The following is a 24,442-nucleotide window of genomic DNA, read 5'->3' on the forward strand; positions in this document are numbered from 1 at the left end:
CTGGGGATAATCTTTGGCGATTGGCGCAAGCATATAAAACAACAGTTGAAGAAATTTTCGCTGCAAATCCAGAGGTTTACCCCTATTACCTGCGGGTTGGAGAATTTATTAAAATCCCAAATTCCCAATTAAAAAAGGATCGTTGTATTAGTCACGCTGAGTTGGATTTTCGAAACGATATGCGCAGCCTTTGGGAGGAGCATGTGGAGTGGACAAGGATGGCGATTATTAGCCTCGTTTTTAAACTACCTAACACAGACTTTGTCCTTAAAAGGCTTCTTAGAAACGCACCCGAAATGGGGAATATAATTCGTCGATTTTATGGTGACGCGTCCGCGACCACTTTTAGCAACTTAATTAAGCAACATCTGTTGCTTGCTGCAGAACTTGTCAAAGCATCCGTAGCAGGTGATCAAAAAGCAGCCATGACTGCTGAAAAGAAGTGGTATAAAAACGCGGATGAGATTGTGAAGTTTTTAAGTGGTGTGAATCCTTCTTTCCCTGAAGAGGCTTTCCGAAAAATGTTCTATGAACACTTAGCTTTAACCAAACAGGAAGCAGTCTTCATGATAAATAAGCAGTATCAGAAGGATATTGACGTGTATGACAAGATTGAAAAGGAAGCACGGGAGATGGCAGATATGATTTCTGAAGCCATTGTGAGACAGTTTCCGAATATGTTTTAAAAGTATTCCCTCCTTAAAAGCAGGAGGGTTTTCTTATGGGGGAAAATCTTATAATTATTTTGGTCCAAATCTTTTAGCTGATTGAATGCGCGCACGCTCAGCTTCTACCTCTCGATTACGTGGCTCCGCACTAGTTTCCAATGCGTTCAATAAATTTCTAGTAACCAAAGCGATTTCATTGATTGCTTGATTAAATGCCTCTTCGTTAATCTTTGAGGGCTTATTAAAACCTGTTATCTTTTTGACGTACTGTAATGATGCTGCATGAATCTCTTCATCGGTAGCTGGTGGATCGAAATTGTATAACGTTCTAATGTTTCTACACATAATTTACTCCTTTTTATCATCATCAGGATTTCAACAAGTTTTTGTGTCTAATAATTTGATATTACCACAACATTCCTCGCTTAACTAACGCACTATTTATTGATACACCCACCTTAGTACTTAATGCCTATTTTATAGTAAGTTCGAATAACTAGTTAACAATAACAAAACATAGTGGGAGAAAGTTGAAATATAGTAGAAGCGGGTGAGATAAATGAATACATCGCATCTTGAGCAGTTTGAGAAAGCAGTAAAATTAAGAGAGGAATCCACACAAACTTTTATAGATGCATGGAAGGAGTACTTTGTATTTTATAGCTTTGAATTTTGGTTAATTGTTGCAATATTTCTAGTCCCTCTAATAATTTTGTATTTTAAAATAGATAGAAGTAATATTTTATTGATTGGATTTTTTGGCTATAGTATTAATTTTATAGGAAGTATGATCAATTTATTCGGGGTGAATAGGGCATTTTGGAATTATCCCATTCCAATGATTCCTGCTGCACCAAGCATAGCTTATGATACAAGCCTTGTTCCAGTAACTTTCATGTTTATTTATCAATGGAGTTTAAATAAGAATAAAAATTACTTTATATTGGCATTATTAGCATCAATCATTTTTTCGTTCCTAGTAGAACCATTGTTTATAAGGATGAATTTGTTTAAACTCTATCCAGGTATTACCCACGTACACCGATTTTTTTGCTTTATTGGAATATCGATCATTGCATGGGTTATAACAACAATATTTCTTAAAATGAAAGAAACTGAGAAAGTTAAACAACGTTCGTGAAAACCAAAGGGGAAAGTTTTGAGAAATTATTCATCAAAACTTACCCTCTTTTTTAATAACTATATTAGTGTTATCTTTACATATCTAAATCTGTGAAAGCATAGGGTAATAATTCCTTTAATTTCAATTCTAGTATTTCTTTCTTCTCATTTGTTAAATAAACTGGCATTTCAGGTAAACAAAATTCTGCTAATACCTGTCTGCAGATACTACAAGGTGGAAGATAATCTACCGTATCACCCGCTACAGCTATAGCTTGAAAGTCCCCTTTTCTGTATCCTTGTGCAATTGCAGTGAATACGGCTGTTCTCTCAGCACAATTTGTCGCACCTAATGAAACATTTTCCACGTTTACGCCATTAATAACTGTACCATCTTTTAGTAGTATTGCTGCTCCTACTGGAAATTTCGAATAGGGTATATAGGCTTTATCCTTCATCAAACGTGCACTTTCCACTAATTGTTCTTTATTCATTTTATCCATCCCTTTCAAAGAAGAATGAACTTTTCAAGTCCCGTTTACGCCAACCGTTCGATTGGCAGGATTTTCATAATATAGTTTATTGAAATCTTTGTCAATAACGATTAATCTCGATGATTATTTTTTATATTGTATCTTAAAAATTAGTAGTAATCATAATTTTATTTTGATTGATAGCATTTCTCATACTTGTCTATCATTAACCAACTTTTACAAGCTAATCCACTTTCATGATAAATCTCTTTATCAATTGCTAATTCAATACTTCTATTTGAATTTGGATACTCAGGTTCATCATTTAGGATGTAGAGTGTATCTTCATCCGTCCATTCTATAGAAAAATTACTCTTTGCATCACTATAATAAACAGTTTTGACTTTATTTTCCTCATCATTGTATGTAATTTCAACCCAGACATTAACTCCTCCAGCGGCACCACCATATGGTTCATAATAAGCATTAGCGGTATACTTTTCTGTGGGTGATGGTACTGGTCCAGGTCCTGGTTGAGTATATTCTCTATCGATAGCATTAAATGCAAAAAAATAATTTGATATAAATAAATTGTAGAAACTAGAATAACTCCAGACATAGTCGCGACCAACATTTTTTTAGGGAAAGATCTCTTTTTAATAAAGGTAATCAGTACCTGCACACATAAAATCAAAAACAACACACCAGTAATAATAAAAATAACTAAACCAAATAAATATAAAATGATGTCATCCCCTCGTTAATTTCACTAATCTGCTAGATGAGATATTAAACTAAATGTACATTATGGTTTCACCTCATTGGAGTTATTCATTAATTAATTATTTCTTTCTACATCATTAATTTTCCTTCCTCATTTAGCTTGCTCCGTTACAATATTGGTTGAGAAGCTACATTTTATCTTTAATGTGACAAAAATGTAAGATAGAAAAGTTTATTGTAAGAAGAATCGATGGTAACTCATATCTATTTTTCTTATAATAAAAAATATTATGTTTATTTGTGCAGGTTAATGTAAAAACAAGTGCTGTAATAAATTTGTATAAGGGGTATTATTTTATGAAGAAATTTTTATTACCGATATTTTTTTTTGTTACCCTATCATTGTTTGCGTGCCAAGCAAAAGATAATGGATTAACATTTATAGGTGAAGGAAATGACTGGTCAGCAGAACTTACCGTTAATCAAGATGAAGGTAAAGAAACTTATCAAATTGAGCTTAATTATAAAGGGGATAACCTAGAAGAATTTGAAACTTTTCATTACAATATTAAATCCCGAAATGGTGTAATAGATTACAATCAGAGGAATGCTGAATTTAACGAGGAGGGCATATTTAAAAATAATCTATTAAGTGAAAATAGCCTTTCTACCCAGGCAGAAGATGAGTTAGTTATTGAAATGGAATGGGATGACAAAAGCGAAAGTTTTAATTTAAGAAATAAATGATGATATGTGAATAGTTGTACTTAAAGGAACGGATGCGAGAATGAATAAGAGCAACGTTCACTGAAGTATTGCTCTTCAGTGGATATAACTAAATTGTCCATGTTTAAATCTCCAACGTTTATTTTTGATACCTGCTCGTTACTATTTAGTACCTCAAGAAGTGGATGGTGTATTAGAGATGGAGACAATAAAATTAGTATATAATTTATATTTACAAGGATATATCCTGCAGGTATCAATTTTCCTTTATCTTTACTTAGTACAGTTTAAAGTATCATCTTCCTTAACAGATTCACCTTTCTCATCAACATAAAGTGGACGAACTGTTACTTCAGCTCCATTACCATTTTGTTCGAACGATACCGATTCGAAAAACCATCTTTCTAAAGTTTGATTGTCATTGTTGTAAGTAATTTTCCTCTCATACCCTGGCGTTATAGCATATATCCCACCTTTTTTTTTCAAATCGAAGATCATTATTGGAAAGTTCATTCAAGTCCTCATTCTGTAAATCATAAAAGAATATAGAGGTATCCATGTTAATAGATGGTGCTTCAGTTACTTGGTACTTGTATAGTTTTTCAATATCACGCATTTCTTCTAACTTTTTTCTTTCTCCTTGGCTTCATCTTTTAGAATTTGGGTTTCTTTTTCTAAACGCTCTACTTCTTTGAAATCAGAGGAATTTACCTTATCTCCGCAACAAGCAATTTCCGTTTTTTGTTTTTCTATAAGTTCCTCATTATTAGAGGGTGGGCTGTTAACATTTTTATTAGAACAACCCGAAATTATAGTAACAAATATAAGCAGACAACCAATTTTTTCAAATTAAGTCATTTGTCCCTTATCCTTCTTCCTGCATTCCCTACAAACTAGTTTACCTTCAACCATTGCCGCATGCTTGGCCTAGAAGGGTTGTTTCATCTCAATAAAATTTTATCAATTACCCTGTTACCTTTTAACTTTATAAATTCCTCTTGAATAATTATCCATGCAACTACAAACATTAAAGTTAATAATTATGAAAGGAGGGAAACTATGTCTAAAAAAATTCTATTTTCATATTGCACCCTATTGGTTACTGCAATGCTGCTAGGCATGTCAACTGTTCATGCCTCAGAATTAAACAACCACGCTGGTAGCAAAGTCACTGATTTTGCACAAAATGGTAATGACGTTGCTAACGTCGATAATGACGACGACGATATGGATTGGGGCTGGATTGGGTTACTTGGTTTGGCTGGTCTTTTAGGATTAAGAAGGAAAGATAACAACCAAGGAAATAACAGATAATCCAACACTATTTTGATGTTTAATTGAGCTATTATTGATATCAAACCCTCAAGAATAGGGTCTCTATGGGATCCTTTTCTTCCATTATTCATTAAACTTCTTCCTTTCTCCTCCTATTCTAAAGACTATCCTGCTTTATTACTTGAATAAGAAAAAGGCTTTACACCTGTTAAAGTAAAGCAACCCTATAGTTAAAGAAGAGATAAGCATTCTTATCGCTTATTCTTTAGTTAATTAAATTACTTTTTTGACTATCTTTTATTGTTATGCTATATATTCATATAATGAATAAGTGTAGATGTTCCTAGGGCTACAACGCAATATGTTAAGGCTAGTTGTGTATGTCCTAGTTTATACAGTGTGTAGCTTGCTGCTAAAAATAAAAATAACTCCAAAATAACACCATAAAATCCCAGAAGTTTATAAGGTGCACCTGGTGAACCCAACATAGCTCAAATAACCACCACCACTAAGGGTATTCCAATAGCCCCAAGTATTTTTCCATATTGAACCCCCCATAATCCGAAAATGAATAGAGCTAATAATTCCCAAACAAATCTAATGACCGGGCTGTTTATCTAACAGAACAAACCGAATCCGCTGTCCATTCGCCATATGTTTAGTCATTTCTTTTATTGCTTTGAGCGCCCCAATCCCTGCATGGCCTCCTCCGATTATTATGCAAGTCAAGTATTTCATCATTCCTCAGCTCCTTGTTTACGTTTCATACATATAACAAGGTAAGACGCTGATTTGTGACATCGGAAACGAACGAATGAGAAACTTTTTTGTTGCACTATCTATTTCACTAATACGTTTAAGTCCAGTATTCAAACTTTGTGCCTGTAAAGTTACTATTAGATGGACTTGTTCTTTTAATAAACTGCAGTTTGGAAGGCTATCCTCATACCTCGTGTATACCTATAGTCCCCATTTACATTATTTATTTGGAAATCCATTCATATTGAATATCAGGTATATTTTCTTCATTTTCGTGTCCTCTTCCAATGATTTCAAATCCATTCTTTTCATAAAATCGTTGTGCGTTTTCATTTACTTCAAATGTAAATAATGTTAATCTCCCACTCGATTGTTTTTTTACCTTGTCAAGTAATGTTTGTCCTATACCGATTCCTTGATAATCTTTATGGATATAAAGTTGACTTATCTCCCTTTCATTATAAGCAATCATGCCAACTACTTTGTCATCAATTAGCGCCAATTCTATTTGAAATTGCTCAGGTAGAATATTATTTAAAAAATAAACATGATTTTCAAAGCTATGAATCTCTTTCTGACCAATAGCTCGTTCCTTACTATCTCGCCACATTTCCACTGTCTGTTCAGCAAATGTAGGATTATACTGAGCTATAAAAAATTTTTGTTGGTTCACTACAATACCTCCTTGGGAAATTTCAACCACCACGGATAATCAAATTGACCATTAAATAACTTCAATAAAAAAGTGCATTAATCCTTCTGGATCAACGCACCCTCCTTAGAACTTTATTTGTAATACGATCCATATTATAAATGATTTCTTCTTTAAGTATCCCGATTCGTTTGTTGAACAAAGTCGAGTAGCAAAACAGCTTTCTTGCTCAATTTTCCTGCTTCGTTACTATTTCAATAGAAAAAAACGATTCTCCTCTTGAAGAGCCGCTATCCGTTTGTTTAATAATTTCTATCCAAAATTCCTATCCAAAAACAAAAGTAAATAACTACCTGCACAAAGATAAATGGCAACTTGAGTTATGATATAAATCGAAAGTTCAAATATGGTTAACTTTCTTTCTCTTTTGATTTTCTTAAAATGTCTATAATAATAGAATGAACATAGGAGTAGTATTATTGCCGTTACTTGGAATAGGTTTTCCAATAGACTAACCAAAAAATCATCTCCTCTCATTAATTATATATTTATATAGAACTCTTCTGTTTTATTTCAATTAAATTCATATTCTTAGAGATATTCACATTATTCCCTCCGTCTATATTAGGTAACTTCAACAAAAAGGGGTATCTTTCCTTCTAGAAGAATCGCACCCCTTGTTTAAAATTTACACAATGAATTTTGTAAACCAAGCTATATATTTTGCTCCCCAGATGAACAAAAATTGGGCAAGTATTGTACCTAATAATCTTGAAGTTACCATCATTAATGACATGCTTTTTAGCTTATTGTAACTCCCTCTTTGATTAACAACATCATCTGCTATTACAGATATTTTTGGATCAATAAAAATAACCAAAAGGATGGTTGCGATCCCGTTTATTAATCCTGATGCCATAATAGCCGTAGAAGCTCTTTCTGGTGCTAATAAAGCTGCATATAATGCAGATAAAACACCAATTGTATAAATTGCTGTAATTATCATATTTACACAAAATAGATTTATTGGAATATCCTTAACTCTTGTATCCCTTAGGTAAGAAAACTTAGGTAGACTAAAATGTGTTATTCCGCGCTTTATGTAATGTAAAGAAAAGATCCTTTTTATTAAGGAAGGGACAGAGCCTTTTTCCTCTGATAAATGGATGATCGCTCTTGAAAATAACGCTATAAATGTAGGGAGTAGAATAATCCCAAATACTGTTCCAACTGTTGATGCACCAATGAGAATTCGAAATTGAGTTTCTACAAACTCCAGGGCGTTTTCCTTAGGAGCAGTGTCTATTAGACTACCAGTGAAAGGTTGTTGCATCATATTCGCTAGTCTTGAAACAATGACCATGATGTTAAAGAGTGATAAAGCCGAAGCTATCATTTTAACTCTTGCACCTGATAACCTCACAGCATAAGCTAGTGTTTCAATCGAATGAATGATAAAAATAAACAAAGCTATATATAATAGTTTTTCAGTTAAAAACTCCATTTAGTTACCTTCTTTTTTGCATGAATTCAATACCCTAATCTCACCATAACATACTACCAAAACGATTAGGCATCGCGCTTCGAATTCGTTTTATGAAGTCTCTCTATAAAAGTACAAAAACTATACCCTATTTATCTTGGTATTTTTGAAGCAGGTCCTTTTAAGTAGGGAAATATTCCATCGGCTCCGTACAAATAACGTATCCATTTTTCTTGTAATAATTAATAGAATCCTCACTTGGCCAAACGATGACAAATTCAAAATTGTTTTCTTTAACCCATTCATTGATTGTGCTTAGGACCTTACTTCCAATTCCCGTATTCCTATATTCTGGAACGGTATATACGTTAGTCATATAGGCAAATGGATATGTTGTTCTACCTGGGCGTGGAACTTTTTGTATTAATTCTATGTATATATGAGAGGTTATTTTTCCATCTTCCTCTGCAACCCAAATAAACCATTGATCGTTAATAAGTGCTTTCTCTAAAAATAGTTGGCATTCCTTTTCAAAATCAGCGAATGATGCATTTTTTTTACTTTCATCAAACTCAATTGTAAAATCCCATCTCATTCTGATTAATTGTGTAATGTCTTTTGCGTCAGCAAGTCTTATATTCATCGATTGATTCCTTTCCCAGCTAAATTGAATTATTAGTCTGCATTAAACTTGTCCATAGAAAATCTTCTCCAAATACGTCATCTGGTTGGATAATCTTTTTCATTTTCCTAAATTCCTTGATTTTAAAATCCTTTTCAAATACCTCTTTTAATCTATCCTCAGTGTAGCCTATTCCTCTTTTAAGGCTTTTTTCTTTATAAACATCCCAATCGGATGTCGCTAATGCTCCATCTGTGTTAAAACAAACAATAGCAAATTGTCCATCTGGCTTTAAAGCCCTTTTTAATATTTCAATGTATGTTAACCTTCGATGAGGTGCTAAATGATGAAAAAGTCCACAATCATAAATAAAATCATAAGAATGTTGCTCGAATGCAAAGTCAAATAGAGAAATACAATGAAAATTAATATCTACCCCTTCTGAATTCGCTCTTTCCTTTGCCCACGCAATTGCATTCTCAGCAATATCTAAAGCATCTATTTCGCAGCCCTTCTTAGCCATATAAATAGCATTTCTTCCAGGACCACATCCTAACTCCAAAACTCTTTTAGGAGCAAGTCCTTTATTAAAATACTCTACTAAATTTTCATCCGGTCCTGTTATTTTAAAAAATGGAATATCCTTCGTTCTATCCTCATAAAAACCCTCCCAAAACCCCTTTGGCTCCCGCAAAAAATCATCCAACATTTCTAATAAATCATCATAGCTTAGAATTGCATTCTCCATCGTACATCCCCCTCTTTGACAATGACATGATAATCGAAAAATAAATTTGATATTTAGATGGCCATATTACCGATCGTTTTGTTTAACGATCGCAACTGTTTAAGTAGACTTTTCACAAAGTATATTGATATTCGACATTATTTATTGGTTGGTTTCCCTACAACTTTCCAAGAACCTTGGATGTTTTCTACTAATAGATTAATATCTTTTAAGCCCATTTGCTGACCGTTCTCTTTATTGTACTCAAAGCAAACAACATCGATTGTTCGATGTTTATCTTTGTAATACTTCCTCATCACATCATAACTGGCTTTACCCTCGTCTACTGAAAGTGAGTATGCTGGTGCTTCACAATTTTGCACATATTCTTTAAATGATTCCCAGCTAATAGGTTGTCTAATTTTACTGAAGGTGGAATTTTCCGAAATCCCTTCCCATTCCTCTTCACCAATTAAGTGTACACTCTTACTTTTATCATTTTTAGCTTCATTTACCAGTTCTCCTACTATGTCAAAGGGTTCAGTATAGATTTTTGAGATATAAAAATACCTACCTGATAAATACAACACACTCGCTAACAGATAAAAAGTTAATATAAATCCAATTATTTTTTTCAATGCTTACCCCCAGCGAACTATTAATAATGACCTATTACATTACATACTAATTTCAATATTTGTTATATAAACTCCTACCTGCTGTTTAACAAAATCCCTCGAAAGTTAAATAAGAAAAAGCCCCCTTATTTGGCAGCTTAATTAATAATTGATTTTCGTTATATTTGGCTTTAGGTTATTACTTATCAACAGATTTTCGTTTATGTTTTTCATTGATTAATTTTTTGTTGAATATCCGGACTTCCCCAACCATGAGTAACCTCATATCATCTACAATATACTTCGCTAACTCTTCATCAGAAATGTTATCTCCATCGATATCAAGACGAAAATCCTGTCCCTGCAATCCACCGCCATTAGTAAACTCAATTTCAAAGTCAAATTGGACTCTTTTATCCATTTTTATAGCCACCTCATATTCGTTTTGGGTCGATATTATATATATTCTTGTTGAATGAAACAATAACATTAATCATAACAGAAACTTGTAAAAAAGAGCCTTCATTAGACAATAGGAGTTTCTCCTCTAAGTTATCGCTCTTGAATAAGTCCTAATAAACTTTCTGGAACAAGTCGTAACTTTCCATTTTGAAAATCGCTTAAAGGCTTCCAAAATATCATAAATTTTGATCCATCATCCTCTACGCCTTCAAAGAAATCAGCCTGATAGAAGGATTTATTAACAAATGTAGCATCGTATACGATAACCAATTCATGCCCAGTATCACCGTTGTACGTAAATATGTTTTCAACTGTTCCTAACAATTTTATGTCAGTTATGTCTGCCTTTATTTCTTCTTGGATCTCTCTAATTAAAGCTGTTGAACTTGATTCCCCAAATTCAATTCCTCCCCCAATTGGCCGATAATAATATTCCTTTTTTACGGAGTCATACCCCACAGCTACAAGGATGGAACTATTTTTCTTAAATATACAAATAACGATAGGTCTGATTACACCCTTTTTCAATCAATATCCCTCCACATTAAATTGAAATGTTAAAAATGCATAAAAAAGGAACCTCAAAAGGTCCCCAATTACTTTTTCTTTTTATTTTTCCCTAATAAAGCGGTTGCAATTGCGCCGAAAAAGTTGCCTAAAGCCTCAAACATCTTAATACCAGCCCCCTTTATTTTCCATATATTTATCATATCAAAAAGTTAATTTTTCAAAAACAACAATCTTTACAAATATAGCCTTATTTTTAATTCACTAAATCGAAAATTATGATTAAAGCAACTGCTAAACAAATAACTGCCGCATATTTTGATTGTTTGATCACTCTCTCATCATCAGTTTTTAAAGATTGAAAGAAAGTTAAAGTAAAATAAAAACATAATATAATAGACACTAATGCTACAAAATCGAACCAATTGGGTGAACTATTTACCATAGTAATCTCCGTCGCATAGATGATTTAAAAGGGCTGATGGTTATTTCAATAAAAAAAAGCCACCGAAGCAGCTTTAGTAATTCAGATAATGTAGAGAAGATTAAAAAACAAGCGATTTTTATGAAATTAGTAAATCATTTAGCAGAGAAAAGCTTGGTATTTATTTGTTTGAAATACCCGATTGCATTTCGTAATTTCTTACAAGCATTCCATTTGATTTTAGCATCCCTAACTTCTCATAATAAGGAACTAAGTCATCATCACAACACAAATCAATCATATAAATATCATCAAGTTCTTTTAACATTCGATTTACTAGTTCCTTGCCAATTCCTTTATTTTTATACGCTGGCAAAACTTCAAGGAACGGAATGTAGGCAGATAGAACTCCATCGCTGATTGCAGTTATAAATCCAACTACTTGATTAGTATTTTCGTCTAACGCAATGACTACTTTACTGCTGTTTTTTAACAGTTTTAAGTGAGTTTGTGGACTTGGAGGATTGGGCCAATCCACAAAAAAACCTTTCAACATATCAGACGAAATGTCATTAAGACAATTTTTGTATATCATCATTTAATCAACTCCTAAATTAAATTTTTATTATTAGGCAGATGATATATCAAAAGTAAAGTAACAAATCAGCAACCTCCAAACATATATGCTTCATATAAGATATTCGACTTAGTATCCAAGAATCCTTTTATTCAACACAACTATTCTTTTTTTGAAGAAAAAAAGAATTTCCTTTGTTCCAGTAATGCACCTGATAGTTTTAGTAGAATCCTTCACAATCTCTTCTACACTTCTACACCATAACCTAACTTCAATTTAAATGTGTTGCTTAAGAATATGTTTGATTAAAAAAAGACGCCTTCATAATTTAAGTAAGCGCCGTTTGTTGAAGATCCTTGCCTAAATCTTATTCAAGTCCAGCCCATTTAACTTTAACTCGTTACTTCACATATTTCTATCTGATAAAAGATAAATAAAAAGATGATACATTTTAAGGCATCATCCCTTAGAATATTATACTTGATGACTTTAAACCTTAAAGTTTATTCTTGATTAATTGCACTTTCATCGATATAAGCAACTTCCCATAAATGACCGTCTAAATCCTGAAATCCCCTTATATACATAAACCCATGATCTTGGGGCTCACTAAAAGATTTACCACCAGATGACAATGCCTTATTTATTATCTCATCTACTTGATCGCTACTTTCAGCTGAAAAGCAAAGAATTGCTTCGGCAGAAGTAGTAGTATCCACAATTTCCTTCTTACTAAATCCTTTGAATCGTTCCTCAATCATTATCATAGCAAAGATATTCTCACTGATAATCATACAAGATGTGGTCTCATCGGAGAATTGTGGGTTGAACTCAAAACCAAGCTCCTTGAAAAAATTGGTGGACTTGTTCACGTCTTTTACAGATAAATTGATAAAGATATTTTTGGATGTGAATCCCATTTTTATTGCCTCCTATGAAAATTACTGGTGAGAAAGCCATGTCACTTTCTCTCAATTTTTCTTTCCGATGCCCCAGAAACCCATATAAATTCCATCAAACTTTTTTAGTATCCCTCATTGTATCTATTTAGAACAAGAGGTTCCCGAAAAAATAAATCGGGAACCTCTTGTTTTATCCTTAACTACTAACCATTAATTTTCACGGTCACGGCCCATTTCATAGAAGGATTTCTCTATCTTATTATCCTCAGCCTTGACTTCCTTACCTTTCAATTTTCCAATGCCTTTGCCTTTCTTCATAACTTCAGAGCCAACAGAAGTATAAATGCTATTGGCGATAAGTCGATAGCTGTATTGAGTATGGCCTCTAAAGGCAAGATCATTTGCGAATAATGTGATCGTTGAGTCTTCAAAATTTTTCGTAAGGGCGAGGGTTTGCCCCTGCGCTCTTTCGTGCCTTGGCCACCATCCGGATACATAGAAATCATCAGCATCACTAAAGGTTGCCAATACTTCCACATCTTCCGGTAAGGAGGTAATCCATGTGCCCTGCGTTGAATAGAGCAGTTCATCTTTCTTATAGCCGGAAGTCAGGCTATGGTCATTAACGACCGCTTTAAACAGTCCTTCATGTCCGCCAGCTGTTCGGGTTACATCGAATCCAGGGAGAGCTCCACTCCTCTTGACAGCGTTTAAAGCCGAATAGCCAATCCCAACATAAGTTTTTCCTTTTATGTCAATAGGGTTAAATCCTGAACTATCGCTAATGATAACGTCTGCTTCTGCTTGAGGCACCAAGTTAAAACCAAGCTCTCTTATTGAAAAATTCAATTGGTTAGAACCAGCTACCGCAACCTTTGGCAGCCGCAATTGTTCTGTTTTAATATGATTGGTTGTCCCTTCAGCTTTTGCTTCGAAATAATAATTTTTTCCATAAGTCTGAAGGTCTTTCGTGTTAACAATAAAGTCGCCTCGATTGATTCCTGCCTTTGTTTCGGTCGCTTTTTCTACTACTGCCCCTTGTCTCAGCAATTCATTTACAAGTTTAATAGTGTCGTTATTGCTATTAGCCAACACTTGCTTTGGTGTATTGCCAACGATTTGACCTGTAGGCAGGGTTACATTATCAACCCTTGACGTATTATTTGCAAACGCATCAGGAACACGAATAGGATGAACATCAAAGCCGCGCAAATCCGGGAAATTGGTAACAATAGGATCATACATGGCCGCCCAGTCTGAGGAATTTTCCCCTTTGCTGAGCATCGCATTCGCTACACCGCGTTTCGCTTGCTTCATCGGAACAATGAATGTTCCTTTCAAATACATTGTCCCATTTACCTTCATATTTTTTGTGGTTTGCTCCACCTTTACCCCATTGCGGAGTAAATATTGGACCATCTTATAGGCTTCATGCTTATTTTTTTGTTCTTTCCCATCGGCCGGAATAACATAGTAGTCCGGGAAATAACTGGCGTGTTCTCCTCTTACTCGGCCGATTGATTCACCCTCGGCATTTATAAAATATGGATCGACTGCGCGATTATCCTCACCATTGACGCCGCGGGCAAAGATCTCCAGCTGATTTTTAAATAATTCATCTTTGTTTTCATAAACATAATTGGCAGCACCGAGCCCTGCTCCCTCCATGGCACGATAGCCGTTCTGACCTAACTCAGGAACTTCAATTGTATGCCCCAATGAACCGTGAAGCATTGCATACATCGGAGTATAAGCCGGTGTCGCATCATCCCAGCCATCAGCCCATGTTTCCGCGGGAATAAAATAAGAAGTCAGTTTTGAATTACCAATCCCTGCTTGTCCCATCGCATTGGCTTGGTCAATCATAGTATGATAAAGCAGGTCATATTCATAGTTGGGGTTGTGCGGCGGCGTTGTTGGCTCGATTAAAAACCCGTTAACATACCCATGCTGATCAATGAAAGAAAGCGGCGACCACTTGGCGATTACCTGCGTAACCTGCTGTGTTTCTACCTGAGTTTGATAATGGTTGTCCCGGTTCAAGTCAAAGCCATTGGCGTTTGCCCTTGTATTTGCCACCCTACCATCAGGATTGTTAGTAAACATATAAAGGAAGATGACATCATCTAAAACCTTGTCAACATCCAGTGTGACAGATTTTTCATTGGCTCCCTTGCCAGTTGTAAATGTGACCTCTTCATCAAGTGCAAATTTCTCGAGTAATTCTTTAGATACATCGACACCTTCTGCTTCATCTGGATGGATATTGTTCATCCAAATTGGAACCTGGTAATCGCCTATCGTACCGTTTTGTAATTTCTCGAGTAAACTTTCCGGATTTTCTAAAGCCGTTGGCAGTGTTTGGTTTAAATACTTATCGACCGCATTCTTATCTTTTGCTAATATCACAAAATGGAGATCACGCCCCTTCACGGTCTTGCCAAGGCTTTGATATTCGAGGTAGCGATGATTGTTCGGGTCAGCCTTTGCTTTGGAAATAATTTGATCGATTGCAGGCTTTAACTGATCGTAAAAAAGGAATTGGTCGTAAACATTCCATGTGACAGTTGTTGCTGCCTTTGTCTTATTTTCCGGATTCACTAGTGCCAATTCATAGTCGCCAATAAACGGTTGATAAAGGGTTCGAATAGATGTTAGATTTTCTCGGTTAAACAGTAATCCAAACTCTAACGTTGCCTTGACTGTTGTGGTTCCATCGACAAAATGCGGCGCTTCTTTAACAGTAATAACAGGGGCACCATTATAATTGTTACCGCTTGTCCACTTTTTCCACTCAGAAATGCTTTTTCCGCCAAATTGCCATTGTATTTTCGATAGATCGACATTCTCGCCAAAATCAGCTTGAACGTCGACCGTTCGAACCTCCGTCATGGAAAATAGATTTCTGCTTGTTTCCAAATTTACTAATTTGAAGTCTTCCGATGCTTCAACTGCCGAGACTGGAAACGCAGTTTGGGCAAAAATAGACAGCATCATGAGCAATGCGATCAAACCTGAAAAATGTTTTTTCATAGAATCATCCTTTCTATGTATTTTTTAATAGATTACTAGTTTAATGTAACAGAATATTCGGAAAATTATTGCCGAATTATAGGAAAAACATCTAGTATCTTTCGACAAATTGTGAGTACCGGTGGAAAGGGTAGGGGGAAAAACATCAACAAATTATGAAGCAAGGAACAAGTGAGGACTTTTCGAAGTCTTAACACTTTATGAAAATGGTGTATTGCTCAATTACCCCAATTTGATTTGGGTATTGAAAATTCGTTGCGGAAGTTTTTGCTATTTATCAATCTGTTGGGTTCATCCCTGTTATTATTGGGCTTGCTTCCTTCTTTAAAAGGAAGCAAACGCTATATTTGGTTGACTTGGATTACCGCATCCGTTACTTGAATAAGGCTAAAAAAATTACATCCGTTACTACTGTTCATACCTTAAATTTTCAAATGCACGTATGAATTCATTTACCTTACTTAACTTTTGGTCTGGTTGAACACTAAATTCTAATGTCTGATAATTTGGCAACCACTGTACTCCGATTGTATGTACGTTAGCTTGTTTACCAGCAAGAATGTCAGCGTCACTATCTCCTAAAAAAATAGCATCCGTATTTTTTATGTTAAGCTGTGCTAATGCCTTGTTTATCCCCTCTGGATGAGGTTTGGGTATCGTAACATCATCTCCAGTAATGATCACATCAAATATGTCGTTCATATTAAGGCAATCTAATGAGATAAGTAGACTTCTGCTTGCTTTTCCTGTTACGATCCCCAATTTATAGCCTTCTCTTTTTAACAGTAGAAGTAAATCGTTAATCTCCTTATTCTCTAGAACAAGGTCTTGATGCTTTTCACTATATTTTTCATAATATAATTCAATAGCTTTATCATGATTTGAGTCGTTAAGATTTTCTCTGATGATTCCAGTCTCAGACGGACCGAACATTGCCTTTATTTCATCTGGCGTAACTTCGGTGTTATCAAATTCCTTAAAAACAGCTTGAAACGCATAGAAACAAACTGGCAAAGTATCAGCAAGAGTACCATCAAAATCAAAAATAATCGCTTTCATAACTACACACCCTTTTTTAAAATATTGTATAGAAATAATATTTATTAACACAAGCCAATATTCCTTCTTCTAGTAAACTACAGCGTTTTAAAAAAATAAACCCGCTTTCTGAATCTTCAACAAAAATAAATAAAAATCCTTCTTAGGGTATTGCTCCCTACGTTTAAGTTTCCTTTACTTCATTATTGGTGATATTAGTGATATGGAAAAACATTAAAAATTAATAAAGTAAGAAGGATAATAAAAACATTAATCGAAATTTTACACAAATAGCATTCATTTTAGGAGGTGTCTACAATGGCGGTTTTTCAGATACGATCATCCAATCCAAGGTTTTCTTTTGCCGTAGGGAAAAATCCAAACTCAGGTATGGTGTTGAGAACCGTACGCAAGGGAAAGATCTTAGGTTGGTTTTCCGATTCTAATACATATAATGTATATTTCAAGGATGCTGAAAATGAGGTCTCCTATCCAAAGGATAAAGATGAGCATTTTGAGTATTTAAATGTATCTCGTTATAACACACCACTTTTCCCTCTCAACGTCGTGGCTAATTTATTTTCAACAGCATCAAAAAAGCACCATGATGACGATATAGAAGGATATGAGCACCAACTAATGGTGAATCTTGTCCAAGTCGAACAGATTCGGTATTTGCATTTTTTTGAATTACATTTTAAGGATTTTGAATTAATTTGGGAGGAACTTGCGTATCAAAACTATCGAATTACCATTAAAACAAAGAAAACACTCTATGAGCTCTTTAATTATAGCAATACCTTATTTATGTTTTTGTCATTGATGAACCGAACTTATTTTGACATAACGAATGATACCATTGAAAAATATATCCGTAGCATTAATGCGATTGATGCACCCTTTTTCATTCGTTATTTGTTTGTCAGAAACGTGCTTACGAACAAAGAGATATTCCATCGATACAAAGGACTCATCGAAGAAACATCACGGCATAAAATTGATTTTGCCTTTGGAAATACAGCTCTCCAACGAAAAGATTGGATTACTCAGCAGCTTGAGTTTCAATTGCCTATCATTGATGTCGGCTGTGGTGAGGGTGCCTATACCATACCTTTTAGTAAAAAAATTGCTCCCCATCTTGTCCATTCGATCGACATTGATGAGGATGCACTGTTAAAAGTATCGCAAAAAGCAGAACGCCAGGACATTTCAAATATTGTTCTTTACGAATCTATTGATCATTTTCTAGAAAAAGACACAAAGGAATTAGCCGACGTTCTCTTAACAGAGGTAATCGAGCATATGGATGAAAAATCTGCTGAAGAATTGATTTTAAAAATTATTCATCATGTGAATTGTAATAAGTTGATTATTACGACACCAAATCGTGATTTTAACCAATTTTACAATATCGAGTTACGTCATAATGACCATCATTGGGAAATGAATGAACAGGAATTTAAAAGCTGGATTCAATCTATCATTCCCCCTGAGTTGAACTATTCTCACTATGGAATTGGCGACAATGTGAACGGGATCCACACCACCCAAGGACTAGTATTAACAAGAAAAAACTGATTGCAGATCATTTTTAGGAGGGGAAATCGAATGAAAATCGAGACGAAACTTCATACGATTTATATGTTGATCGGTCCAACCGAATGTGGGAAATCGACGTTTGCCAAAAATGTTTTGATTCCCCAATTACAGTTTTATGATGAAGAAAAAAATTACCGGAGTAATGTCCAGTACCTATCAAGTGATGATATACGCCAGGAGATCCTTGGCTTTCCTTATGATAAATATGATTCGATGATGATGGAGTCCTCTGCCCAAGCGTTTGACCTACTTTTTCATAAGCTAAGAGCTGTGACGAGTTTTCCTGCTAATGCAGATTTTGTGATTGTGGATACAACGGGTCTTGCAGAAGATTTCCGAAAAAAAGTAACGGCAATCGCTAAGGAAAATCACTATCGCCTAGAGACAATCGTTTTTGATTATAAAAACATTAAAGACTATTACGACTCTGAACGCAGTAAAAAGGTGATCGCAACACATGTCAATCGAATGAGGCGTGATGTACTACCCACATTAAAGCGTAGTGACTTCGATGACATACATCGAATTCGTACAAAAAACTTTCTACAACCAGATTTATATGAAATTGTGGTTGTAGATTTGAATGATTATGTAACTCATATACTTCCTCACCATTACTATTACATCATCATTGGGGATGTTCATGAATCATTGGAGACGTTACAAAAAATGATTACTTTGCACGGATTTACTATTCTCGATGGTAAAATTCAGGTAACCTCAAAGAGTGGGAATAAAAAATTTGTGCTAATTGGCGATTTTATCGATAAAGGAAAAAACACGAAAGCAACCATTGAGTTTCTTTATCAAAATCGAGAATTCTTTTATTTTGTTAAAGGAAATCACGAAAACTTTATCTCTAAATATCTAAATGACGAAATTCAAAATGTGGATCCTCACTTGCTAGACAACTTTTTTACTTCCGTTCCTGCTTTAAAAGCAGATCCTGAGTTGCAATCGAAGTTTCAGGTTATTGTGGATTTATCGCGTGATTTTTATAGATTTATCGGCAAAAGGAGTAACAGCTTTTACTTAACACACTCTCCTTGTCATAATCAATATATTGGAAAAATGGATACAACCTCACGTCGAAATCAACGTCGGTTTGCAACTGATTTTGAGGCAGATATCGAAGAGCAGCTACGCTTTTTGGAAAATGAAAGTGGGAGTAATTTTCCATACCATGTATTTGGTCATGTGGCCACAAAAGAAGTAGTGCGTATGAAAAATAAAATTGGAATCGATACAGGTTGTATATCAGGAAATACCTTAACAAGTGTAACCTTACAAACATCTAAGCCACTATTTAAGAGTGTTCCTTCTGCCGACAAGACTGCAAATGAAGAACCAGAACTAGATGGAAATAAGACTCCATTTTCTAACGAGTTACCATCAGCGTTCTCTTCCAAGACAAAGGAAGTAAAGCTGATTGAATTGAGTGAAAGTGATCAAAAACGATTAGATTACGTACTTCATAATAAAGTTAATTTTATCTCAGGCACGATGAGCCCTGCCGACAAGGATTTTCGAATGAATGAACTCGAAAGCTTAACAAAAGGGTTAGATTTTTTCAAAGATGCTGGTGTAAGTGAAGTAGTTCTTCAACCGAAGTATATGGGTTCCCGCTGTAATATTTACTTATCCCGAGATGTAGAGAAGTGTTATGCAGTGAGTCGAAATGGATATAAAATTACTCATATTGATTTAACACAGGTGTTCCGCCAACTCCAAGTAAAATTTTCTGCATGGATGGATGAAAAAGCAATCGATATGATCATATTTGATGGTGAGCTGCTCCCTTGGAATGCACTTGGAAAAGGATTAATTGATCGACAGTTTGATGTCGTCGCCAAGGCACTTGAAACAGAAATTGACTTTTTGAAAGAATTTGGTTTCGAAAATCAGTTCTTGGATGTAGTTAGAGGATATGAATCAAGTGGGTTTGAGGAAGCAAAGTCTAGGCACTCTAAAAAAGACTTGATTGCTCATTTTGGTATGAACAATTATCAAACATACAAGGGTTTAAAGGATATGATCGATAAAACACATACCTTATCCGAGCAGGAGAATGCCTATCAAACATTCCGTAAACAGTTAGATCTTTATGCAAGGGATCAAGAGCTAGAATATAAGCCATTTTCAATATTAAAAGTGGTTTATTCAAATGGTGATGAGGAAATTCCTGATATGAAAACATCGGAAATGTTCTCGTTTATAAGTGAAGATGAATACATGATTGTAAATGTACAGGAGTCGTACGATGGTGCTTTGGAATTTTTCAAGAGGCTGACGTTTGAACGCGGTATGGAAGGTGTAGTCATTAAGCCAGAGATACCACAGGATAATCTAGTACCGTTTATGAAAGTACGGAACCCAGAATATCTTACGATTGTGTACGGTTATGATTATCGGTTCCCAAACAAATATACTAAGCTTATGAAGCAAAAAAACATCAAGAAAAAGATCCAAAAATCGTTAATCGAATACAAATTGGGAATGGAAATGCTTCAAACCCGACTTGACGAGATTGGCCCAGAAAACAAAGCTTACAAGCAAACCGTCGCAAATCTCATCTTTGAAGAAAGGCAAGAACAAGATATTGATCCAAGACTCTAGACAAGTTATAGCCCCAAATATATTATGGGTTTATGTTTAAAATATCAGGTAGGTTATTCTATGAAGTTATATACACTAAAAACGCGATTTAGGGGATTTAAAAAAGGAACACAGTTTTACTTAATTGCTGAATCTGAATTTATCGGGGTTAAAGAGTATGTATTGAGAACGAAAGATTTAACAGATAGTATATCGATCTCAGAAAATGAACTTCTTAAAAACTTTATTTTCATAAAAACTCTTTAATCAGTTCCCATTTATATTAATTGAAGGAAGACTTTAAGTTTTAAAAAGGGTCCTTACGTTAACCAGGTTCGTCCAGTACAAGACGAACCTTACACTTGTATTCAATTTACATCTATTAAATCAAAAACCAAATACCAATTCCCATCACCATAAATATAGCTCCAAAAAAGAACAACGTAATTCTTAGAGCTAAAGTATGATTGCGCCGAAAAGTTATTTTATATAGCTTGTGAAGCCCCATCAAAATCCAACCAACTATTATAAAAAAGCCTGTTATATCAGGACTTTCATTTGATTCCTCGTAAAACCCTTCTGCTTTCTTAGAAAATGAAAAGTAGAAAGCCGTAATACTTAATAATCCCGTGATTACTGATACTCCAAGAACAGTTACTACATCCATACTTAAACCCCGCTTTTTATTTTCACTTAAATACATACCTTCCTTTCTTTAATACGAAAAACACCATCATAAGTTTCACCAATTAATCTGAGTCTGCATTATTAGCTGCTTTTTATCTAGTTTTCCAAGGGGTGTATATGGCAATTGCTCTACAATTATGACCTCTTTTGGAAGCTGGAATCTTGCCACTTGAGGCCGCATCCACTCCAGTAATTCTTCTTCTTTCAGTCTTGCGTTTTTTTCCGGAACGACAAATGCTTTTAAACGTTGGCCAAATTGCTCATCTTGGGTTCCGATAATCGCAACGTCGAGAATTTGCGGGTGCTGGATTAGAACCTGTTCAACCTCAATTGGGTAGACATTTTCCCCACCTGAAATGACCATATCATCCATTCTTCCACATAAAAAATAATAACCATTTTCGTCACGATAGCCAGCATCACCTGTTTCTATCCAAGCATCCTTACGAATAGACCAGTCATTTTTCATACAGAGCTGACCGATGGTGCCGGGTGTAACTTCATTTTTTTTGCTATCTAAAATACTAATGTTGAGTCCAGATATTTTTTTTCCGATGGTTGTGTCCGAATACATTAAGTCCTGTGGGGTGGCGATGAAGTTCAAGCCCGTTTCTGAGGTTCCGTACAAATTGTATAGGACAGGACCAAGTTTTTGGAACGTCTCCTCGACAAGCTTTCTTGGAAGTTTTGCCCCACCTGATGCGATACATGTGAGGGATTTTAAATGTTCTAGGTTCGTTTGCAGCATTTTTCGAAGCATTAATGGGACAACAGTAATGACCTCAATTTGATGTTGCTGAATGAGTTCACAGGCTTTTTTCGATTTGAACCCGCTTGTGATCACAACCTTTTTCCCTAATGGAATAAATAAAAGCAAAACAGCAATCCCATACCCATGGTAGATTGGGGTTGCAATGTACGCATTTTGATAGTCTAAAATCCGCAATCGCTTGATAAACGCCACAAATGGATTTAAATAATGAAAAAGGGATGGTTTATGTGCCGCGTCTTTGGACGTTCCTGTTGTACCGCTGGTTTGTAAGATGAGTTTGCCTTTGTTTGCACGAGGCAGTGGCGCTTGATTAGCGTTCGATTTTAGGAAATTACTGATAGCTGGTAAGTTAGGATGATAACTCAAAATCTTTTGTTTGGAATAGTTTTGAATGGTTGAACTCAATTCGGCATCATAGATGATGAGATCGAAATTGTGTCGCTCTACGAAACCGTCGAACTGTTGCTTGCTTATTTCGGTGTTTAATAGATAGAGGTCGGCCCCTACTCGAGATACGGCGAAAATTGATTTTACGAGTAAGGCATGATTTCTGCATAAAACACCTACTTTTTGTCCGCTTTGGAGCTGAGCTTTTTCTACTAAAGAATGGACGAGCTTTGTTGACTGTTCTAATAGCTGTTTGTATGTTAGTGTTTCTTTGTCGTCCACGAGCGCGATTCGATTGGTGTATTTCTTTTCAGCAAAATGTAAGAGTGTCATCAAATTGATTCCGCATGTGGAAACGGATCTCAACAAGTGGTACAACCCGATTGGAGAAAGCAATTTTATTTTATATAAAACATAAAATAGTTTAATCAATTTCATTTTGCTTCCCCTTCTTTGAAAAATCTCCTAAATTCATTCGAAAAACGGATGCTAGTTGTCCTACGATCAGCCACCATGGTTGGTATTTTTTTGTACGAGTGTACATCGATTTACAGATGATTTTTGCAGCATGCTGTTGCGACATTGCAGGTACATTGCGATATCCAGCCGTTGGTTCTATCATCGGTGTGCGGACTAGTGGTAGGTAAATGGAAGTTGTTGCGATTTTCTTTAATTCGGGCGAAATCGACCTCAGCCACACATCAAAAGCTGATTTCGATGCCTGATAGGCAGAGTAATACGGAACAGGTGACAACCTTGCGTTGATGGTCGATACATTGATAATCTGTCCCCCTCTTTTTTGAAGTAACGGAATAATCGATAACAATATTTTTACAGGCGCAAAATAGTTAATCGCCATCGTCCGTGTGAAGTCGTGATATCGATCAAGAGATTCATAGATGGACCGCCTTATCGAGAGACCGGCGTTGTTGATGAAGATATCTAAAGTTGGCTGCTTGTGTAAAAAGGCAAGAAAGTGAGCGAGCTCGTCCTCTTTTCTAAGGTCCGCCTGAAAAATACTTACTTTAGCTGTTTGCTTTTCAATATCATGTTTGATCACTTCAAGCAGTTCGCCCCTTCTCGCAACAAGGATTAGATGACAATTGATGCCGGCTAGTTGATAGGCGACTTCCCTGCCGATGCCCGAACTCGCCCCGGTGATGAGGATTGTTTTGTGCGTAAGTTTGGCATAGAGCTTCTTTTTATTTAAAGATGTGGGTAAAAATAAGAGTGATTCTAGTAAATTTCGCATGTGGTCACCTTTTTCATGAGTGATCTTGGAAAACTTGTTGGGATGAAAGACTGTTTCACGAACTTAGTGGCTCGCTTGGGTCTTCATCGGGCTTATGAAGACCTTTTTGCGGGATCTGGCCGCTCATTCAGGTCTTCATCACGCTTATGAAGACTCTTTTGCGAAATCTGGCTGTTCGTTCGGGTCTTCATCACGCTTATGAAGACCCTTTTGCGGAATCGGCCGGCTCGTTCGGGTCTTCATCGGACTTATGAAGACCTTTTTGTCCAGCCAATCGCTGAATTCGGGTCTTCATCCCGGATGTGAAAAGGATTTCTCTTAACTGGAATGAGTGGTTTCCTCTTCATCCCAGCTATGAAG

26 protein-coding genes are annotated in these 24,442 nt (G+C 35.5%); 7 read left to right on the forward strand and 19 right to left on the reverse strand.

The genetic code is table 11. The features are described 5' to 3' along the window. Nucleotides 1–89 precede the first annotated feature (89 nt). Nucleotides 90–686 (forward strand): hypothetical protein, encoded by a 597-nt coding sequence (locus tag V7097_RS17615; RefSeq protein ID WP_438824249.1) that lies wholly within the window; start codon nucleotides 90–92, stop codon nucleotides 684–686. Nucleotides 687–740: 54 nt separating this feature from the next. Here the strand turns inward: V7097_RS17615 and V7097_RS17620 are convergent, their stop codons facing one another. Beyond that, nucleotides 741–1,013 (reverse strand): DUF2277 domain-containing protein, encoded by a 273-nt coding sequence (locus V7097_RS17620; protein ID WP_335704943.1) that lies wholly within the window; start codon nucleotides 1,011–1,013, stop codon nucleotides 741–743. Nucleotides 1,014–1,227: 214 nt separating this feature from the next. Here V7097_RS17620 and V7097_RS17625 point away from each other — a divergent pair, with 214 nt between their 5' ends. Further along, entirely contained in the window at nucleotides 1,228–1,809 is a 582-nt protein-coding gene (locus tag V7097_RS17625) for a CBO0543 family protein (RefSeq protein WP_335704944.1), read from the forward strand. Between the two features lie 76 nt (nucleotides 1,810–1,885). On the opposite strand, the gene V7097_RS17630 is transcribed toward V7097_RS17625, so the two are convergent. Together V7097_RS17630 and V7097_RS17635 are read right to left on the reverse strand one after the other, a co-directional pair. Further along, nucleotides 1,886–2,284, reverse strand: a complete 399-nt coding sequence (locus tag V7097_RS17630; RefSeq protein ID WP_335704945.1) for a cytidine deaminase — start codon at nucleotides 2,282–2,284, stop codon at nucleotides 1,886–1,888. 167 nt (nucleotides 2,285–2,451) lie between these two features. Further along, nucleotides 2,452–2,847: a DUF5412 family protein gene (locus V7097_RS17635; RefSeq protein WP_335705023.1), complete on the reverse strand. Its 396-nt coding sequence runs from the start codon at nucleotides 2,845–2,847 to the stop codon at nucleotides 2,452–2,454. A gap of 496 nt (nucleotides 2,848–3,343) precedes the next feature. Here V7097_RS17635 and V7097_RS17640 point away from each other — a divergent pair, with 496 nt between their 5' ends. Beyond that, a complete protein-coding gene (locus V7097_RS17640) occupies nucleotides 3,344–3,733 on the forward strand; it encodes a hypothetical protein (protein ID WP_335704946.1) in 390 nt (129 codons plus the stop codon). 252 nt (nucleotides 3,734–3,985) lie between these two features. On the opposite strand, the gene V7097_RS17645 is transcribed toward V7097_RS17640, so the two are convergent. Then, entirely contained in the window at nucleotides 3,986–4,225 is a 240-nt protein-coding gene (locus V7097_RS17645) for a hypothetical protein (protein WP_335704947.1), read from the reverse strand. Nucleotides 4,226–4,771: 546 nt separating this feature from the next. Between V7097_RS17645 and V7097_RS17650 the strand changes: the two genes are divergently transcribed. Continuing rightward, complete coding sequence (locus V7097_RS17650) at nucleotides 4,772–5,026, forward strand: WGxxGxxG family protein (protein WP_335704948.1); 255 nt, start codon at nucleotides 4,772–4,774, stop codon at nucleotides 5,024–5,026. Nucleotides 5,027–5,584: 558 nt separating this feature from the next. Here V7097_RS17650 and V7097_RS17655 read toward each other — a convergent pair. The 12 genes from V7097_RS17655 to V7097_RS17715 form a co-directional block, all read right to left on the reverse strand. Next, nucleotides 5,585–5,728: a hypothetical protein gene (locus V7097_RS17655; RefSeq protein WP_335704949.1), complete on the reverse strand. Its 144-nt coding sequence runs from the start codon at nucleotides 5,726–5,728 to the stop codon at nucleotides 5,585–5,587. Nucleotides 5,729–5,969: 241 nt separating this feature from the next. Beyond that, nucleotides 5,970–6,356 (reverse strand): GNAT family N-acetyltransferase, encoded by a 387-nt coding sequence (locus V7097_RS17660; RefSeq protein WP_438824250.1) that lies wholly within the window; start codon nucleotides 6,354–6,356, stop codon nucleotides 5,970–5,972. A 730-nt stretch (nucleotides 6,357–7,086) separates the two neighbouring features. Next, the gene (locus tag V7097_RS17670) at nucleotides 7,087–7,902 is read right to left on the reverse strand and encodes a lipid II flippase Amj family protein (protein WP_335704952.1); all 816 of its coding nucleotides are present in this window, start codon (nucleotides 7,900–7,902) and stop codon (nucleotides 7,087–7,089) included. Nucleotides 7,903–8,062: 160 nt separating this feature from the next. Continuing rightward, nucleotides 8,063–8,524 carry a GNAT family N-acetyltransferase gene (locus V7097_RS17675; protein WP_335704953.1) on the reverse strand — a complete coding sequence of 154 codons (462 nt, stop codon included), beginning with the start codon at nucleotides 8,522–8,524 and terminating at the stop codon, nucleotides 8,063–8,065. Nucleotides 8,525–8,543: 19 nt separating this feature from the next. Beyond that, nucleotides 8,544–9,251 carry a class I SAM-dependent methyltransferase gene (locus V7097_RS17680; protein WP_335704954.1) on the reverse strand — a complete coding sequence of 236 codons (708 nt, stop codon included), beginning with the start codon at nucleotides 9,249–9,251 and terminating at the stop codon, nucleotides 8,544–8,546. Between the two features lie 137 nt (nucleotides 9,252–9,388). Then, nucleotides 9,389–9,868 carry a hypothetical protein gene (locus V7097_RS17685; protein ID WP_335704955.1) on the reverse strand — a complete coding sequence of 160 codons (480 nt, stop codon included), beginning with the start codon at nucleotides 9,866–9,868 and terminating at the stop codon, nucleotides 9,389–9,391. A 178-nt stretch (nucleotides 9,869–10,046) separates the two neighbouring features. Continuing rightward, the gene (locus V7097_RS17690; RefSeq protein WP_335704956.1) at nucleotides 10,047–10,268 is read right to left on the reverse strand and encodes a cyclase; all 222 of its coding nucleotides are present in this window, start codon (nucleotides 10,266–10,268) and stop codon (nucleotides 10,047–10,049) included. 131 nt (nucleotides 10,269–10,399) lie between these two features. Continuing rightward, complete coding sequence (locus tag V7097_RS17695; RefSeq protein ID WP_335704957.1) at nucleotides 10,400–10,837, reverse strand: NUDIX hydrolase; 438 nt, start codon at nucleotides 10,835–10,837, stop codon at nucleotides 10,400–10,402. Between the two features lie 584 nt (nucleotides 10,838–11,421). After that, the gene (locus tag V7097_RS17700; protein ID WP_335705024.1) at nucleotides 11,422–11,835 is read right to left on the reverse strand and encodes a GNAT family N-acetyltransferase; all 414 of its coding nucleotides are present in this window, start codon (nucleotides 11,833–11,835) and stop codon (nucleotides 11,422–11,424) included. 485 nt (nucleotides 11,836–12,320) lie between these two features. Then, on the reverse strand, nucleotides 12,321–12,737 hold the full coding sequence (locus tag V7097_RS17705; protein WP_335704958.1) for a VOC family protein: 417 nt from the start codon (nucleotides 12,735–12,737) through the stop codon (nucleotides 12,321–12,323). Between the two features lie 192 nt (nucleotides 12,738–12,929). Next, nucleotides 12,930–15,716, reverse strand: a complete 2,787-nt coding sequence (locus V7097_RS17710) for a M14 family metallopeptidase (protein WP_335705025.1) — start codon at nucleotides 15,714–15,716, stop codon at nucleotides 12,930–12,932. 444 nt (nucleotides 15,717–16,160) lie between these two features. Further along, entirely contained in the window at nucleotides 16,161–16,811 is a 651-nt protein-coding gene (locus tag V7097_RS17715) for an HAD family hydrolase (RefSeq protein WP_335704959.1), read from the reverse strand. Between the two features lie 297 nt (nucleotides 16,812–17,108). On the opposite strand from V7097_RS17715, the gene V7097_RS17720 reads away from it, so the two are divergent. From V7097_RS17720 to V7097_RS17730, 3 genes are read left to right on the forward strand one after another with little or no spacing between them, the layout of a single operon-like run. After that, nucleotides 17,109–18,368: a class I SAM-dependent methyltransferase gene (locus V7097_RS17720; RefSeq protein WP_335704960.1), complete on the forward strand. Its 1,260-nt coding sequence runs from the start codon at nucleotides 17,109–17,111 to the stop codon at nucleotides 18,366–18,368. A 30-nt stretch (nucleotides 18,369–18,398) separates the two neighbouring features. Next, nucleotides 18,399–21,005 carry a metallophosphoesterase gene (locus V7097_RS17725; protein WP_335704961.1) on the forward strand — a complete coding sequence of 869 codons (2,607 nt, stop codon included), beginning with the start codon at nucleotides 18,399–18,401 and terminating at the stop codon, nucleotides 21,003–21,005. Nucleotides 21,006–21,065: 60 nt separating this feature from the next. After that, nucleotides 21,066–21,251: a hypothetical protein gene (locus tag V7097_RS17730; RefSeq protein WP_335704962.1), complete on the forward strand. Its 186-nt coding sequence runs from the start codon at nucleotides 21,066–21,068 to the stop codon at nucleotides 21,249–21,251. A gap of 115 nt (nucleotides 21,252–21,366) precedes the next feature. On the opposite strand, the gene V7097_RS17735 is transcribed toward V7097_RS17730, so the two are convergent. From V7097_RS17735 to V7097_RS17745, 3 genes are all read right to left on the reverse strand, one after another. Beyond that, on the reverse strand, nucleotides 21,367–21,651 hold the full coding sequence (locus tag V7097_RS17735; RefSeq protein WP_335704963.1) for a hypothetical protein: 285 nt from the start codon (nucleotides 21,649–21,651) through the stop codon (nucleotides 21,367–21,369). Nucleotides 21,652–21,726: 75 nt separating this feature from the next. Continuing rightward, on the reverse strand, nucleotides 21,727–23,268 hold the full coding sequence (locus V7097_RS17740) for an AMP-binding protein (RefSeq protein ID WP_335704964.1): 1,542 nt from the start codon (nucleotides 23,266–23,268) through the stop codon (nucleotides 21,727–21,729). Continuing rightward, complete coding sequence (locus V7097_RS17745) at nucleotides 23,255–24,082, reverse strand: SDR family NAD(P)-dependent oxidoreductase (RefSeq protein WP_335704965.1); 828 nt, start codon at nucleotides 24,080–24,082, stop codon at nucleotides 23,255–23,257. Before V7097_RS17745 ends, V7097_RS17740 begins: the two co-directional genes overlap by 14 nt. Nucleotides 24,083–24,442: the final 360 nt, after the last annotated feature.

It is taken from the genome of Bacillus sp. JJ1562 (genome assembly GCF_036962705.1).
Lineage (GTDB): Bacteria > Bacillota > Bacilli > Bacillales > Bacillaceae_L > Ferdinandcohnia.